The 15,615-nt window shown below is 61.8% G+C and carries 14 protein-coding genes; 6 read left to right on the forward strand and 8 right to left on the reverse strand.

What is annotated here, in order from left to right:
• Positions 1-611 precede the first annotated feature (611 nt).
• The 5 genes from FB009_RS07090 to FB009_RS07110 form a co-directional block, all read right to left on the reverse strand.
• Entirely contained in the window at positions 612-1,523 is a 912-nt protein-coding gene (locus FB009_RS07090; RefSeq protein ID WP_011970198.1) for an SMP-30/gluconolactonase/LRE family protein, read from the reverse strand.
• Between the two features lie 60 nt (positions 1,524-1,583).
• Entirely contained in the window at positions 1,584-2,525 is a 942-nt protein-coding gene (locus FB009_RS07095) for an ABC transporter permease (RefSeq protein WP_011970199.1), read from the reverse strand.
• A complete protein-coding gene (locus FB009_RS07100; RefSeq protein WP_127580466.1) occupies positions 2,522-3,469 on the reverse strand; it encodes an ABC transporter permease in 948 nt (315 codons plus the stop codon). Before FB009_RS07100 ends, FB009_RS07095 begins: the two co-directional genes overlap by 4 nt.
• Positions 3,466-4,920, reverse strand: a complete 1,455-nt coding sequence (locus tag FB009_RS07105) for an ATP-binding cassette domain-containing protein (protein WP_020493299.1) — start codon at positions 4,918-4,920, stop codon at positions 3,466-3,468. Before FB009_RS07105 ends, FB009_RS07100 begins: the two co-directional genes overlap by 4 nt.
• Positions 4,921-4,987: 67 nt before the next feature.
• Positions 4,988-6,004 carry an ABC transporter substrate-binding protein gene (locus FB009_RS07110; RefSeq protein WP_018010935.1) on the reverse strand — a complete coding sequence of 339 codons (1,017 nt, stop codon included), beginning with the start codon at positions 6,002-6,004 and terminating at the stop codon, positions 4,988-4,990.
• Between the two features lie 378 nt (positions 6,005-6,382).
• Here FB009_RS07110 and FB009_RS07115 point away from each other — a divergent pair, with 378 nt between their 5' ends.
• The 3 genes from FB009_RS07115 (at position 6,383) to FB009_RS07125 (ending at position 9,695) form a co-directional block, all read left to right on the forward strand.
• Complete coding sequence (locus tag FB009_RS07115; protein WP_011970203.1) at positions 6,383-7,636, forward strand: sensor histidine kinase; 1,254 nt, start codon at positions 6,383-6,385, stop codon at positions 7,634-7,636.
• Positions 7,633-8,352, forward strand: coding sequence for a response regulator transcription factor (locus tag FB009_RS07120; protein ID WP_011970204.1), 720 nt, complete (start codon positions 7,633-7,635; stop codon positions 8,350-8,352). Before FB009_RS07115 ends, FB009_RS07120 begins: the two co-directional genes overlap by 4 nt.
• Positions 8,353-8,426: 74 nt before the next feature.
• Complete coding sequence (locus FB009_RS07125) at positions 8,427-9,695, forward strand: GGDEF domain-containing protein (RefSeq protein ID WP_011970205.1); 1,269 nt, start codon at positions 8,427-8,429, stop codon at positions 9,693-9,695.
• Positions 9,696-9,713: 18 nt separating this feature from the next.
• Here FB009_RS07125 and FB009_RS07130 read toward each other — a convergent pair whose 3' ends face one another.
• Both FB009_RS07130 and FB009_RS07135 read right to left on the reverse strand, forming a co-directional pair.
• A complete protein-coding gene (locus tag FB009_RS07130; protein WP_127580468.1) occupies positions 9,714-10,472 on the reverse strand; it encodes an alpha/beta hydrolase in 759 nt (252 codons plus the stop codon).
• 37 nt (positions 10,473-10,509) lie between these two features.
• Positions 10,510-12,285, reverse strand: coding sequence for a cytochrome c biogenesis protein DipZ (locus FB009_RS07135; protein ID WP_186447661.1), 1,776 nt, complete (start codon positions 12,283-12,285; stop codon positions 10,510-10,512).
• Between the two features lie 292 nt (positions 12,286-12,577).
• Here FB009_RS07135 and FB009_RS07140 point away from each other — a divergent pair, with 292 nt between their 5' ends.
• Both FB009_RS07140 and FB009_RS33655 read left to right on the forward strand, forming a co-directional pair.
• The gene (locus tag FB009_RS07140; protein WP_024311788.1) at positions 12,578-12,994 is read left to right on the forward strand and encodes an organic hydroperoxide resistance protein; all 417 of its coding nucleotides are present in this window, start codon (positions 12,578-12,580) and stop codon (positions 12,992-12,994) included.
• Between the two features lie 31 nt (positions 12,995-13,025).
• Entirely contained in the window at positions 13,026-13,151 is a 126-nt protein-coding gene (locus FB009_RS33655) for a hypothetical protein (RefSeq protein WP_024311789.1), read from the forward strand.
• A gap of 74 nt (positions 13,152-13,225) precedes the next feature.
• On the opposite strand, the gene FB009_RS07145 is transcribed toward FB009_RS33655, so the two are convergent.
• Positions 13,226-13,885: a TetR/AcrR family transcriptional regulator gene (locus FB009_RS07145; RefSeq protein ID WP_018010929.1), complete on the reverse strand. Its 660-nt coding sequence runs from the start codon at positions 13,883-13,885 to the stop codon at positions 13,226-13,228.
• A gap of 109 nt (positions 13,886-13,994) precedes the next feature.
• On the opposite strand from FB009_RS07145, the gene FB009_RS07150 reads away from it, so the two are divergent.
• On the forward strand, positions 13,995-15,596 hold the full coding sequence (locus FB009_RS07150) for an ABC-F family ATP-binding cassette domain-containing protein (RefSeq protein WP_127580470.1): 1,602 nt from the start codon (positions 13,995-13,997) through the stop codon (positions 15,594-15,596).
• Positions 15,597-15,615: the final 19 nt, after the last annotated feature.

Here is a 15,615-nt window from a genome sequence, read left to right on the forward strand (position 1 = left end):
CACGATTGTATTTCCTAAGTTAACTGCCGAGGATCCTCAATAATTCGTTGATTTTACTTTTTTATCGCCGCCTCTATTCTGGACGAAATCTACGGTTGTCACCACGCCGCTCCGCCAAGGCCTGATCTGGACACCGTCGCGGGGTGTTCGACGAGCGCTCGCTCCGGCAAGAACCGAAAACTCTCGCTGATGGCAATCGTTAAGGATAGCAGGCCGCTGTCGGATGCTCGAAGCGAATTCACCGGTCCGGGACCGTGGGTCCGAAGAACAGGTCTCAGAAATGCCGGAGGGTGAAGATCGCGGCCAATGCTAGCACCGGCTCAACACTTGTCATCCGCGGCATTGAAGGTCCTCGGGAGCTCCATGGGAGTGCTTTGCCTGGCCCGTCATCATCAAAATCACGAAGTATTCGCACGATGAAATTCAGCTGTGCCAAATTCTATGGATGATTGCGGCTCCAAAGGAATCCTCGTCGCCGCAAGCCAGACGAACGCGGAAACTCCGCGCGTCGAGCCCCGCCCGTACCCGCGCCGTAATCAACCGATCGCGCCACTGAATCTGATACTCGCGGGGATGTTTGGTAACGGAATGGAGTGAGGCAGCATTCATCCCTACGGCACCTGTGCACCGGTGACGGTCACATAGATCGAATAGAGCGATGTCGTCGCGGTGATGAAGAGGCGGTTGCGGCGCGGGCCGCCGAAGGTGAGGTTTGCAACCGTCTGCGGCACGAGGATCTTGCCGAGGAGCTTGCCGTCCGGCGCAAAGCAGTGAACGCCGTCGCCGGCGCTTGACCAGAGATTCCCGGCTGTGTCGATCCGGATCCCGTCCGGTATGCCGTTGTCGATCGTCGCGAAGACACGGCTGTTTGAAAGCGTGCCGCCGATGAAATCGAAGGCCCGGATATGCCGCGGCAGGCGATCGTCATGGCTTGCGCCGGAATCCGCCACATAGAGAATCGTCTCGTCGGGGGAGAAGGCGAGGCCGTTCGGCTGGTTGAAATCAGTGACCACGGCGTCGAGCTCGCCGGTTTGCGGATCGAGGCGATAGACGTTGCGCGTAGCTTGCTCCGGCTCAGACCGATACCCTTCATAGTCCGAAACTATGCCGTAGGTCGGATCGGTGAACCAGATCGTGCCATCGGAGCGGACCACGACATCGTTGGGTGAGTTGAGCCTTTTTCCATTGTAGGCCTGCGCAAGCACCGTAATCGAACCGTCGATCTCGGTGCGGCTCACCCGCCGTGTCCCGTGCTCGCAGGAAACCAGGCGCCCCTGCCGGTCGCGCGTGTGACCGTTGGCGAAATTCGAAGGCTGGCGGAAGACGGAAACGCCGCCCTCCGGGCTCCAGCGCAGCATCCTCTCATTTGGAATGTCGCTCCATACGAGCTGATTGGCATCACTGAACCAGACCGGTCCTTCCGCCCACCGGCAGCCGGTATGGAGCTCTTCGAGGCGGGCATTTCCGACGATCATGTGGCGAAAGCGCGGGTCGTGAATTTCATAGGTGGTGTTCTGGGCCATTCGGATTGCCTTATAAAAGTTAACAGTTGTCGGCGGGGAACCGCAGCTTCTTCTTTCGGTTCAGCGCGCGCGGCCGCCTGCGAGCATGATGACGCTGATGATGATGAGCCCGGTCATGATCAGGCGGATGCCGGCTCCGAGCCCGTAGGTGTTGAGCATGGAGACGACCAGGAACATGAAAAGCGAGGCGCCCCATATGCCCGGCACGTTCGAATCGCCGCCGGCGACCGCCGTGCCGCCGAGTACGACAACCGCGATCGACATCAGCAGATATTCCGACCCCATGTTGAGCGCCGCACCGCCGGAGAAGCAGGCGAGCAGATAGCCGGCGAGAGAGGCGAGTACGGCGCAGAAGATATAGGTGACGAAGCGGGTACCGTCCACGGGAATGCCTGCCATCTTCGCCGCGGGCATGCTCTGCCCGACCGCGGAGATCCACCGCCCGTAGATCGTCTTTTCGAGCAGGAACCAGGCAAAGACTGAGATGACGAGCGCGATGATCGCGACGTTTGGAACCCCGAGCGTATTTGCCGTCGTGAAATCCGCAAGGAAGCTCGGCGGTTTGATGCGCAAGCCACGATTGGTCCAGATAGCCGCAGATTGGACGATGAAGCTCACGGACAGCGTCGCGATGATAGGCGGGATGCGCAGCGCCTTGATCAGAGCATAGTTCACTACACCCACACCGACGCCGGTGATCATCGCAATGACGAGGCCGGGCACGATCATCGCATTGTCCACCTCCATGAGTTTGAGTGCCAGCGTTCCCGCGAGCGTCATGGTGGAGGGAACCGAAAGGTCGATATTGCCCGGACCCAGCGTAATGACGAACATCTGGCCGATGCCGACGATGATGGAGAAGGCAGCGAAGGTGAGCGCCGCCTGGGAAAGATCAAATGTGCTTGCGCCGCCGGTCACCATGATGGTGGCGAACCAGACGACGAAGGCTGCGGTCCAAGACCACATCCATGGCTTTCGCGAAATCCGCCCAAGCATCCTCATCGAGCCTTCTCCCGTTTCTCAATGCGAGCGAGGAGCAGACGCAGCGCCAGCACGATGATGAGGATCGCGCCCTGCGCGCCTATCTGCCAGTCAGGCGAAATGCGCAGGAAGGACAGAAAAGAGCCCGCGAGCGTCAGGGTCAGAGCGCCGATCACTGCGCCGATCGGAGAAACGCGCCCTCCAATGAACTCGCCGCCGCCCAGGATCACGCCGGCGATCGACAGCAGCGTGTATCGAAGCGCAATGTTTGCGTCGGCCGAAGTCGTCAGCCCCACGAGCGCGATGCCGGCTAGAACTGCGAAAACGCCGGCCAGCCCATAGGCCGCTGCCCGCGCGGCAAGCACGGACCATCCGGCTCGCTCGACCGAACGCTCATTGCCGCCTACGCCGCGGATCAGCACCCCGAGCGAGGAGCGCATGACGAGAAGGTGGGCCACGAGCGCGATGACGATGCTGGCGATGATCGCCATCGGAGCGAAAGGCGGCTTGGCCGTCATCAGCGCGCGCACCCAATCCGGTGGCTGACCGCCGGGTGCCGGCAGCAGGAGAACGGCGAGGCCGGCCCAGACGAAGCTCATTCCGAGCGAGACGACGATCGACGGCAGGTTACGAAGGTGGATGACAATTCCAATGGCCGCGTAGACACCGACCACACCGGCAAGAATGAGCGTGCCGAGAAGCGGTGTATCGCGCAGAAATGTCGCCGCCACGCATGCGACGAAGCTGACGAATGTGCCCATCGAAAGATCAAGGTCGTTGACTGCCATGATCAGCATCTGGGCAATGGTGGCGAGCGCGATCGGGACGGCAAGATTGAAGAGCAGGTTCAGCCCGACATAGCTCATCGCCCGAGGCTGCAGCCAGAACACGGCGGCGAGCAGCACGGTCAAAGAAAGGGCGGGAACCGCCAGTCGGACCGCCTCGGCGGAATAAGTCAGCCTCATGCCGCTGCCCCGCGGAAGGAGACAGCGAGGATATTCCCTTCGGTAACCGCATCGCCTTCGAGTTCCGCGACGATAGCCCCATCGCGGAAGACGTAGACGCGATCGCAGAGGCAGACCTCCTCCATCTCGGTCGAATACCAGACGAAGGTACGGCCGCTTGCGGCCTGCTGGCGGATGATTTCATAGACTTCCTGCTTCGTACCGACGTCCACGCCGCGCATCGGATCGTCCATCAGCACCACCGGGGCTCGGGTAGAGAGCGCCCGCGCGAAGAGCACCTTTTGCTGGTTGCCGCCCGAAAGCGAGAGAATACGATTGGCGAGGTCCTGCGTCCTGATGTCGATACGGCGCTTCCAGTCAGTGGCCCGCTCCATCTCGGCCGCCACGTCCACCACCCCTCGATTTGTGAGGTCGCCGAGCGAACCGATCGAAAAATTCTTCAAAATGCTCCAGAGTTCAAAGACGCCGTTGAGGCGTCGGTCGCCGGCCACGAAGGCAACGGTGGCCTCGCGGCGCGCCAGCCAGTCGCTGGTTTCGGCCGCATGAAGTTTCATCAGCATCCGCGTCTGACCGTGGCCGGCAAGCCCGGCAAGCCCGACGACCTCGCCGCGCTTCGCACGAAAGGGCAGACCGGGACCGATCTGCTCCACGACGACCGGGGCACCCGCAAGATCCCGCACTGCCCGGCGATTTGCCTCTCCTTTCGCGACGCTGCCCATGGATTCGACCAGGCTGTGCTCGGTCCAATCGATCGAACGTCGGTCGGCGACGATGCGTCCATCCTTCATGACCACGATCCGGCTCGCAGTCGTTAGGATCTCGTTGAGGATGTGCGAAATGAATATGACGGATCCGCCTGCGTCGACGAAGCGGCGGACATAGCCAAGCATCTGCTCCGCAAGACCGGCATCGAGAGACGAGGTGGGCTCGTCAAGGATGACGAGCCGCGGCGCCACGCCCGCATCGGAGAAGGCCATGGCGATTTCGACCATCTGGCGCTCGGCGATCGAAAGTTCGCCGACGCTTCTGTCGCTTTCGATTCCATGTCCGGGAAAGACCAGGTCGAGGCTTCGCTCTATGACCTTCCGCGCCCGCTTCCGCCAGCCGAAACCACCGAGGTGGCGGTGCAGGATGCGGGTGTTTTCGATGACGGTGAGATTGGGGCAAAGCGACAGTTCCTGGAAGACGCAGCGCACGCCGCGCGCCCGGGCGACGCCGATGCCGTAGCGCGCTAGGCGTTCGCCGTCGCTTGAAATATTACCCTGATGCGGGGTCAACCCGCCGTTAATGACGCTGACGATCGTCGATTTGCCAGCGCCATTATGGCCGACGACGCCCACGCATTCGCCGGGCATGATCGCGAGCGTCACGCCGTCGAGCGCCTTGACCGCTCCAAAACTGACCTTGGCGTCTGCAACCTCGACGATTGCTGTCAGCGTGTCACCTGTCATTGATGCCGCCGTGCTCCAGGGGAACTTTGCCGCGCGGACCACGAACCGCGCGGCAGGCAGGGAAGGTTTACTTGGCCGCTTCGATGACCTTGATCGCGTCTTCCTGCGCATATTCAACGTTCGCGACACCGCCGGCCTGGGTATTGGCGAGGTTCTGCTCGAGATTGTCCTGATCGATGCGGAGGAACGGCACCACCAGATCTTTTTTCACTTCCTTGCCGTCCAGTATCTGCTGGGCGACCCAGAAGGCCAGCGTCGACACGCCGGGGGCAATGGAGACCGACATCGTCTCATAGCCATTGGCTTCCTTCTGCTGCTGCCACCATTTCAGCTCATCTTCGCGGTTTCCCATGACGATGATAGGCATTGGCCGCTTTGCTGCCGCGATTGCCTGTGCCGCACCGTACCCGTCGCCGCCCTGCGTGACGACGCCGGCTATTTCCGGCAGGCTCGGCAGAATGCCGGCGACGGCCTTCTGGGCAACGTCCTGCGCCCAGTCGCCATGGACCGATCCGGCAATCTTGAACTGCGGGAACTGCTTGACGCCCTCGTGGATGCCGGCCGAGATTTCGTCATCGACAAAGACGCCGGCAAGGCCGCGGATCTCCAGCAGGTTTCCACCCTGAGGCAGCTTCTTCGAAAGATATTCGACCTGGCTGCGGCCCATCTCCTTGAAATCGACGGCGATGCGCCAGGCGCATGGCTCGGTGACGATGCCGTCGAACGAGACGACCGTAATCCCCGCATCGCACGCCTCTTTTACAGCACCGTTCAGGGCTGTCGGAGAAGCGGCATTGAGAACGATGGCGTCATAGCCCTGCAGAATCATGTTCTGAATCTGGGCTGCCTGCTCGGTTGCCTGGTTCTCGGCTGTGGTGAAGGCGTCCGCGGCGGCGACGACACCGGCCTTGACCGCCTCGCCCGTCACCTTTTCCCAGCTTGTCAACATGGCCTGCCGCCAGGAGTTGCCGGCATAGTTGTTGGAAAGGGCGATCTTCTTGCCGGATGTGTCGGCAAGTGCCGAGACTGGCATTGCGGCACATGCGACGGCGACAGACGCCAGAAGCATCTTACGAATTGTCATGTCTCCTCCCTCCGATCCGTCTTAGAGCGAATCGCTTTATTTAGGGCGCGGTTTGCGCACGGCGGAAAATAATCCTTGCACTACAGCGCCCCTGCGCCTTTCGGACACGCGAAAGTCCCTGTAGCACTTTGAATTGCTGCATGTTCTGCTTCGAACCAACGAGTGTTGGAAGAAAGACGCATTGAGCTTCCTCCTCTCAGTACCTCACAGGATGAGGGAGAACGGGGCGGCTGTACAGGCGGCATAAAGCAAGACGTTTGCGGGTTTTGCACGAGAGGATGCGGGTTTACGCAGGACGCGAAGCCCTGCGGCGGGCTTAATTGGAGACAGGCGATCGCCTCCCGGAGGAGCATGGGCGATTGCGGGAGGACTGCGGATATGCCGCACATGGCGCCGGCAGCACTGGTCGATCACTATCTCGGTATTTCGCGGCTGTTAGCCGGTCAGCTCGATTTTCGTTCAGCGATCCGGGCCGTCGCGGCCGAGATTGCGCACATCATTCCGCACGACCATCTGGACGTGTGCATTTTGATCGTGGACGGCAACTATCACACGGCGTACGAAACCGGCATGGACACCGCTTGGGGAAACGCCGCCTCGGCGCCGGTCGTCAACAGTCCGATACGCAGCCTTCTCTGGGGGGAAGTAGATTATCTGCTGACGGACGATGCGATCAACGATGCGCGGTTTCACTTTGAGGGCGCCTTCAAACGGCCGATCATCGAACAGTCCCTGCGCAGCCGGCTGCACGTGCCGCTGAAGGTTCAGGGCGCGATCATCGCAGCGCTCAGTTGTTCGTCGCAGAGTCCGGGCGTCTATGGCATGGAGCACGTCGACCGGGCACGCATCATTGCCGATCTCCTGGCACCCTATTTCTTCGCGCTGCGTGCCGCCGAACAGGCGCAGCAGTCGGCCATAGTCGAGGCGGAAGCGCGGGCACGCGAGGAAGGCCTGCGGCAAGGGGCGCTGAAGTTGACGGAGGCGCTGGAGCAGGAGCGTCAGCGAATCGGAATGGACCTCCATGACCAGACGCTAGCGGATCTTACCCGGCTTGCGCGCCGCGTCGATCGGCTTGCGCGTTCCGGGGAACTGACCAGTGAAGCGCTGGAGCCGGTGTCGCGCGGGCTGCAACACTGCATGCAGGATCTCAGGCAGATCATCGAGCAGGCGAAACCATCTGTTCTCCAGCTTTTCGGCCTCGCGCAGGCTATCGAGAACCATCTCGACCGGTCGGTTCGCGATAGCAACACGCCGGTTGAATGGGCGATCGTCGACGAGACCGCAGGCGCCCTCGACACACTCGAACCGACCGTCAGCGTTGCGCTCTTCCGGATCGCCCAGGAAGCGATCAACAATGCGGTCCGTCACGCCCAGCCGCTCGCAATCACCGTTCGGCTTCGGGCCGAAGCGAAGCAGCTTGCGTTGGAGATAACGGACGACGGGCGCGGCCTTGCGCGATCTCGCGGTCGCGTCGGCGGCGGCATTGACAACATGAAGACGCGCGCGCGGCTGATCTCGGCGAAGTTCGTGATCGGCCCCGGACGCAATAACCGCGGAACGACGGTCACCGTCTCGTTGCCGCTCGAGCGGGATGCGGAAATTGCAGCAATGGGCCAGGAGGATCGGCAATGAAGGTATTAATTGTGGAGGACGACCCCCTCCACCGCTCTTACTTGCACGAGGCCGTCTGCTCGGCACTTCCTGAATGCGAGACCGTCATCGAGGCGGAGAACGGCGTCGCCGGAGAGCAGCTCGCGCGCCATCATAAATCCGCGCATATCGTCATGGACCTGCAGATGACGCACCGCAACGGGATCGAGGCGGCGCGTACGATATGGAAGGAGCGTCCCGACACGCGCATTCTCTTCTGGTCGAATTATTCCGACGAGGCCTATGTGCGCGGCGTCTCGCGGATCGTTCCGGATGGAGCGGCCTATGGCTACGTGTTGAAGTCCGCTTCGGACGAGCGGCTGAAACTGGCGCTTCGCTCGATCTTCGTGGAAAGCCAATGCGTGATCGACAGGGAGGTGCGGGGCTTGCAGCAGAAAAGCATCGGCCACGCCAACAGCTTCACCGATTCCGAATACGAAATCCTCGTCGATATAGCGCTGGGCCTGACCGATCGCGCGATTGCGCGGCGCCGCAGCCTCTCGCTGCGAAGCGTGCAGAACCGGCTGCAGCACCTCTACGACAAATTGGACGTCTATCAGGCCACCACCGACGATCACGCCGACAGCCGCTTCAACCTGCGCGCCCGTGCCGTCACCGTGGCTTTTCTGCGCAAACTTCTGAACTACAGTGCATTGGAGCGCGCCGAGGCCGAACTTCAGGAATGGCTGAAGGCATAGCTCAAGGGCTGCAACCCGCGAGTTCACGCATCGGTGATCTTGCCAGCAGGAGGTGCTCCCCTAGATGGGGAAAGATGGAGCTTCAGGAAAGCGCAATTTACGCCGGCCCCCCGATTGCGTCTCCGGAGGTGCGGTCTCAGCCGCTCAGACCGGCTGTCATGGCCGAGGTCGAGCGCCTTCTCGGGGGGCGGACGCGCGACATCCGGCTTAAAGGTGAGCTTGGCCGTCTGTTCGAGGAGCGGTCGTGGTCGCGAACCGCCAAGATCATCCGCGCCTGGATGATCTGGGTGACCTTGCTGGACGTATTGACGCTGGGCCTCAATGCGATCCTGCTTCCAAATGCGGTCGCACTGTCGATGCTTCCGCCAGCCTGCATACTTCCGCCTGCAGCGTTGGCCACTGCGTTCATCTGGCGAAAGCCAAGGGGCGTCGGGCTTCAGAGGGTGTCCCTGGTCGCAGGCCTTTTCCTCATTCTCCTGTCCGTCGCGCTGGTGGGCGTGAGCGCGGGTGGCGAGTTTTACGAGCGGCACTTGAACATCATGCTGTTCGTCGCCATTACCGCAATTATCATTTTCTCCATTCCTCTGGCGTGGACGGTGGCGGTCGCCTCTTTCGCTTTGGCTCTCTACCTGATTTTCCAGCTGCGCAATCCGATGCTGGATACGGGCAGCGCCGTAGCGGGGACGCTGTTTTTCACGAGTGGCATCGTCGCGACTGTGGTTGCCCGCCGCACGATGACGATCCTCGCCCAGAAGACCTTTCTTCTCGAACTTCGAGACAAACGGCGCGTAGCGGAGCTTGCCGATGCGAATGCCCGCCTCGAGCGGCTTGCGAAAACCGACCCTCTGACCGGGATCGCCAACAGGCGCTGGATGATGGAAACACTCAATCGCCTCTGGGGCGCAGGCGCCGAGCGTCCCGCCGGCACTGCCATGCTGATGTGCGACATCGACGACTTCAAGAGCCTCAACGATCGGCTTGGCCATGCCGAAGGCGATCGTTGCCTCGTGAAGGTTGCCGGCATCATTCAGAGCAGCGTCAGGCGGAATCGCGACCATGTGGCCCGCTACGGCGGCGAAGAATTTCTCGTCGTGCTCCCGGGAGCGGATGTGCAAGCGGCCCTGGCCACGGCTGAGCGCATCAGGGCGAGCGTCGAAGCCGCCTCACTTCCGAACCCCGCATCCCGCGTAGCGCCTTACGTCACCCTCAGCATCGGTGTGGCGGCGCAGGGCGCAGCCGGCGAGATTATCGGGCCGGAAAGGCTTCAGAACCAGGCTGACACGGCACTCTACCTGGCGAAGAAAGCGGGCCGAAATCGTGTCGTCCTCTTTCGGCCCGAATGAACGGCTGCGCGGGGCGTATCAGCGGCCCGCCTTCCCGGCTGCTTCAGCGATGATGTCGGCGACTTCTTGCGGGTGAGAGGCAAAGACAGCGTGGCTGGAATTGATCTCCGTCACGGTGCTGCCGGCGCGCTTCGCCATTGCCCGCTCGAGATCCGGATGAATGGACCGATCCTCCGTTGCGACCACGGTCCAGCTCATTTTCGTCTTCCACGCCGGATCGTCGACCTTTGCTGCGAACGCTTCCTTAGAAGCGAAAACCTGCGACCTTGCCATGAAGCTGGCTTCGGGCTTGGGCAGATCAGCTGCAAAATCTTCGGCGAAGGCATGCGGGTCCAAGTAGAGATACTTGCCGTCAGACGTTTCCTTGATGTTCTTGCCGGCCGGTGGTTTCGAACTCGCGAGGTCGAACAGGCTTTCGCCCTTGTTCGGCTGGAAGGCGGCCACATAGACGAGACCGGCGACATCAGGACGGTTGCCTGCCTCCGTGATGACCATTCCGCCATAGCTATGACCGACAAGCAAGCTTGGCCCGTCCTGCAGGTCCAGAATGCGCTCGGTGGCTGCCACGTCGTCGGCAAGCGAAGTAATCGGCTGCTGGACTATCGTGACGTGGAAGCCCCGGCTTTCGAGTACTTCCGTCGCCTTGCGCCAGCCGGAGCCATCAGCGAGAGCCCCGCGTACGATAACAATGTTTTTCACGTCAGCGGCATGCGCGGCGAAAGCGATCACGCTGCTGGCGAAAGCAAGCGCAAGGGTGATGATATAGCGGCGGTTCATGGATTCGGCTCCTGTCGTTCGAGGGGGGGGACATTGGTCACCCGAAGGTGAAGGCGTAGGCTTCGACACCGGCATCGAGGAATCGGATTTCGAAGGTCCGTGCTTCCACGTCGCCGGACTGGCGAATGAGCTGATAGAGCCTGGTTGAGGTCACGGTGCCATTGCCGCCGGCATCGGTATCGGCGCCGTGGTCGGCTCCGGGCGCCTTTCCATCAATTGTCACCTTGAAGCGCACCGGTTTTGCGGCGGCGCCGGGTCCGAGGACCAAGTGCAGATCGCGGGCGCTGAACCGGTAGGCAATGCCGCCGTTCGCCTGGTCGAGGGTCGCTTGCTCCGCACCGACTGTCCAGATCCCGGACAGGCCCCATTCGTTGAGGGTCGGTTCCGCGACCGAGTACTGCCGGGAAGCATCGGCGCTGAGGTTTTCCCGGGAGGCGAAGCTGGTGGCGCGCTTGTAGCCGAGATAGGTTTCGCCGGATCGGATGTTCTTTGTGTCCGGGCCCGCTTCGGCGCCTTTCGCATCCGGCGCCACGGGTGCGCTTGCTTCCATGTCACTGCCTGCCTCCCGCAGCAGATCCTGAATCGCCTGTTCGGTCTGGTCGTAGTTGCCTTCGCCGAAGTGGTGGTAGCGGATCCGGCCACTGGCATCGATCAGATAATGGGCTGGCCAGTAGCTGTTTCCGAATGCGCGCCAGATGGTGTAGTCGTTGTCGATCGCAACCGGATAGCCGATTTTGAAATCGTCGACCGCCCTCCTGACGTTGTCGATCTTCTTCTCGAAGGCAAATTCCGGGGCGTGAACGCCGATCACCACAAGCCCTTGTTCCTTGTATTTCTCAGCCCAGGCGCGCACATAAGGCGTGGTGCGGATGCAATTGATGCAGGAATAGGTCCAGAAATCGACAAGGACGACCTTGCCGCGCAGCTGCTCGGTAGTGAGCGGCGGCGAGTTAAGCCATTCGACGGCGCCATTCAGGGACGGCGCGTAGCCTTCGTCGGGCAGGCTGCTGCGGAAGGGCTGCATTGCACCGGCGGCGGCAACGGTCGTGCCATTGCCGACAGCCTCGGATGGCGCACCGGCGGCAGGGTTGGCGTGCAGCCGGTCGAGTACGGCCTGTTCGAAGGCGGTAGTACTGGCGTAGGAAAGCCTGGCCAGAAAGCCGGTATCGAGGCCGAGTGCAATGGCGGCAACGCCTGCGAGGATCGCGGCGCCAAGAACCTGGCGGATCCGTTCGCTTATGCCCAGCGACTGCTTCAGGGCTGCAAACATCCTGCCGCCGGCAATCAGGGCTAGGGCAAGGGAAGTAGCGGCACCGGCGGCATAGGCCACGAGCAGCAAGGTCGTTTGGATATTGGCACCCTGCAGCGCCGCACCCGTCAGCACGAGCCCGAGGATCGGCCCGGCGCACGGGGCCCAAAGCAAGCCGGTTGCAACGCCGAGGATGAGCGAGCTTGCGGCAGTCGGTGCGGAGCCAGGCTTGTCCGACGCGTTCAACAGGCTGTTGCCGAAATCGACGACCGGCCGCGCGACCATGCTTGCGATACGCGGCGATAGAAGACTGACGCCAAAGATCGCCAGCAGTACGATGGCAGCGAACCGGCCGTACTCGTTGGCATGGATTGCCCAGCTGCCGCCGACCGCTGCGAGTGTCGCAACGAGCGCGAAAGTGGCGGCCATGCCGGTCAGCATGGGCAGCGTGCTGCGAATGAACGGCTGCCCCGCCCGGGCAAAGACGAAGGGAAGAATGGGAAGGATACACGGGCTGAGGATTGTCAGCGCCCCTCCGAGATAGGCAATGATAAGAAGCGTCATCATCGTTTCCTCTGAAACCGAAGTTCGGGTTCTGGACGCAGGCCAAGCGCCCGGTCAGTAGCTGAGCCAATCTGGCGGTGCGACGTATCCCGGATGTGTCTCGGCCCGGTGCAAAGTGTACCGGAGTGTAAGGAGCTAAAGGGGGTGCTTTGGTACGGAAGATTGTCTGCCAGGGGGGCGCATACATTCCGGTACGCTCTGCGTAGCTTTGGAAACATGGCGGATACATCGCGCAGGCAGAACACATGTCGTCAGATGTCGCGATGGTGCGGCGCAACGAACGGAGTGTGCGATGACAGCGCAGGAAAAGATTCTCTACACCGGAAAGACACATACGACCGGCGGCCGCGAAGGTTTCGCGCGCAGCGATGACGCCCGGCTGGAGGTCAGGCTTTCGTCGCCTGGTAGCGACAAGCCGGGAACCAATCCCGAGCAGCTTTTTGCCGCCGGCTGGTCGGCCTGTTTCATCGGCGCATTGGGGCTTGCCGCCGCGCAGCGTAAGCTGCAGCTCCCCGCCGAAACGGCGGTCGATGCGGAAGTCGATCTCGCCAAAGCGGAGGGCGGCTTTTTCCTTCGAGCACGGCTTGCTGTGAGTTTACCCGGCATCGCTTCAGACCTTGCGCGATCGCTCATCGCCGAGGCGCATCAGACCTGCCCCTATTCAAAGGCGACGCGAGGAAACATCGAAGTCGATCTGACGCTCGCCTGACCGACATACGCGATCTTGACGGAGATTTTCGATGAAACGCATCACTGTAGGAATGCTGGCATTTGCCGTCCTTGCCGCGCCTTGCGTCTATGACGCATTTTCGACGGAGCCATCCGCGCTGGTCGGGCTTCTTGCCGCCTCTGTGCTTTGGCCGTGAGCCGAAGAGGGATGCCGGCAACTCCGACGAAGGATCGGCCGGGGAACCGGCTGATCCTTCGTTCTTTCGATGCGTTAGACCGTCTTCCTCCGCTCCAAGGGACCGGCTTTCATGGCTGCCTGGAAAATAGCCCATCGGCTTTCAAACAGGCGATGACACTCGGCGGCGTCAGGACGTTCGGACAGGCTGAGACGGACGCGACTATTGGCGCCTTCCAGCAAATCGACGAGGACATTGCACATCTCCACTGCATCTCCCCGCACGAGTAAGCCGGCGGCTTGGGCCAGTACGATCGTTTCGACGATCGGCTCCAGCGCGGCACGCGACCATGCCGCCAGCCTTTCCCCCAACTGCTTGGAAATCACGGCTTCGGCGATAACAGACAGATAAAAGGCCGAATATTCCCGATCCGTGCCGAAGAGAAAGTAGCTGAAGGCGATGTTGTGCAAGGCTGCAAGAGGGTTTTCGCCCCGTCTCGCGGCCTCGGCAAGCGCCTTGCGGAAGCGGATGAGGTCGCGTTCAACCACCGCTTCCAGAAGCATCTGCTTGTTTTGATATCGCCGATAAAGCGTGTGCTTCGAGATTCCGAGGTCGGCGGAAATTTCCTCCATGGAGGCGTTGGCAATACCGTTGCGGGCGAAAGCCGAGCGGGCGCTGTCCAGGAGTCGGCGGGTCAGGGCCTCGGCTTCATCTCGGGTGGGACGTCCGCCGGCACGTCTGCGAACCATGTTCATTGATACCCTGCGATGCTCATGGGAACTGGACAGCTGCCATTGTCCTCGCCGCCGATTGCTGATAACAGCACGGTACTGTGCTGTTATTGACATTGCAACAGGTTCCGCCATGCCTTCCATCACCCTCTCCGCACTTTCCTGGGCCAAACCCGACGGGGAGCATGTTCTTACCGATCTGAACCTCGCCTTCGGCCCGGAGCGGACAGGATTGGTTGGCAGGAATGGTGTAGGCAAAACGAGTGTACTCCACATCGTTGCCGGTCTTTTGAGGCCTGACGCCGGCACTGTTGCCATCGAAGGACGCGTCGCGCTTGCGAGGCAGATGCTTTCGGCCGGCGCCGACGAAACCATCGCCGATGTCTTCGGTGCGACGGAAGCGCTTGCTGTGTTGCAGCGGGCGCAAAAAGGCGAGGCGCGCCTTGAAGAGCTCGAGAATGCGGATTGGACGGTGGAGGAGCGGATCATGTCAGCCCTTGCCCGGCTTGGACTGGACGCGCGGGCAGACACGCCTTTGATGCAGCTTTCCGGTGGCCAGCGCACGCGTGCGGCACTGGCCGCGGCGATTTACGCCGAGCCGGATTTTATCCTTCTCGACGAGCCTACGAACAATCTGGATCGTGACGGCAGACGATCAGTCATCGATCTTCTTTCCGGCTGGCGGAGTGGGGCAATCGTCGTCAGCCACGATCGGGAGCTGCTCGAAGAAATGGATGCGATCGTCGAGCTGACTTCGCTCGGGGCGAAACGCTACGGCGGGGGCTGGAGTGCTTTTCAGGAGGCGAGGGCAGTCGAGCTGGAAGCGGCGCGGCAAAGCCTGGCGCATGCACAGAAGACCGCCGACGAAGTTGATCGCAAGGCACAGGCTCTGGCGGAGCGGCAGGATAAGCGTGATGCGGCGGGTGCCCGAAAAGCGGCAAAAGGCGGGATGCCGCGCATTCTGCTGGGCCGGCGCAAGAGCAGTGCGGAGGCGAGCCGGGGCAAGGGTGTGGAAGTGACCGAGCGCCAGCGCGCCGGCGCGCTCGACGCCGTCACGGCGGCCAAAGCCCGGATCGAGGTGCTGCAGCCCTTTTCCGTCCGCTTGCCTCCGACCCGGCTTGCGGCCGGGCGACAGGTCCTGACATTTGACGGCGTGACCGTCGGTTACGATCCCGCGCGTCCCCTTATCCGGGACCTGTCCTTCTCCCTGGCCGGCCCGCAGCGTCTTGCCGTAACCGGCAGCAATGGGTCGGGAAAGACGAGCATTCTGAAGGTGATCATCGGAGAATTGCCGCCAATCAGGGGTGCCGCTTCCGTGAATGTTCCTTTCGCTCTGTTGGACCAGAGCGTCAGCATCCTGGAGCGCGGCGAGACGATCCGTGATAATTTCAAACGGCTCAATCCCGGCGCAAGCGATAACGCCTGCCGGGCGACATTGGCCAGGTTTCGCTTCCGCGCGGATGCGGCCTTGCAAAGGGTTGAGACATTGAGCGGCGGGCAGGTACTTCGCGCCGGTCTTGCCTGCGTGCTCGGCGGTTCCGATCCCCCGTCGCTGCTTGTCCTCGACGAGCCGACCAATCATCTGGATATCGAATCCATCGAGGCGGTGGAGGCCGGCCTGCTCGCCTATGACGGCGCACTCGTCGTCGTCAGCCACGACGAGACATTCCTTGCCAATATCGGCATCGACACGCGGTTGGAGCTTTGCCCAGCGGTCGACGCCGATCGAGGGTGAGGCTGCTGTCGATGACGAC

Origin of the sequence: Sinorhizobium medicae (assembly GCF_007827695.1) — a bacterium.
Taxonomy (GTDB): Bacteria; Pseudomonadota; Alphaproteobacteria; order Rhizobiales; family Rhizobiaceae; genus Sinorhizobium; species Sinorhizobium medicae.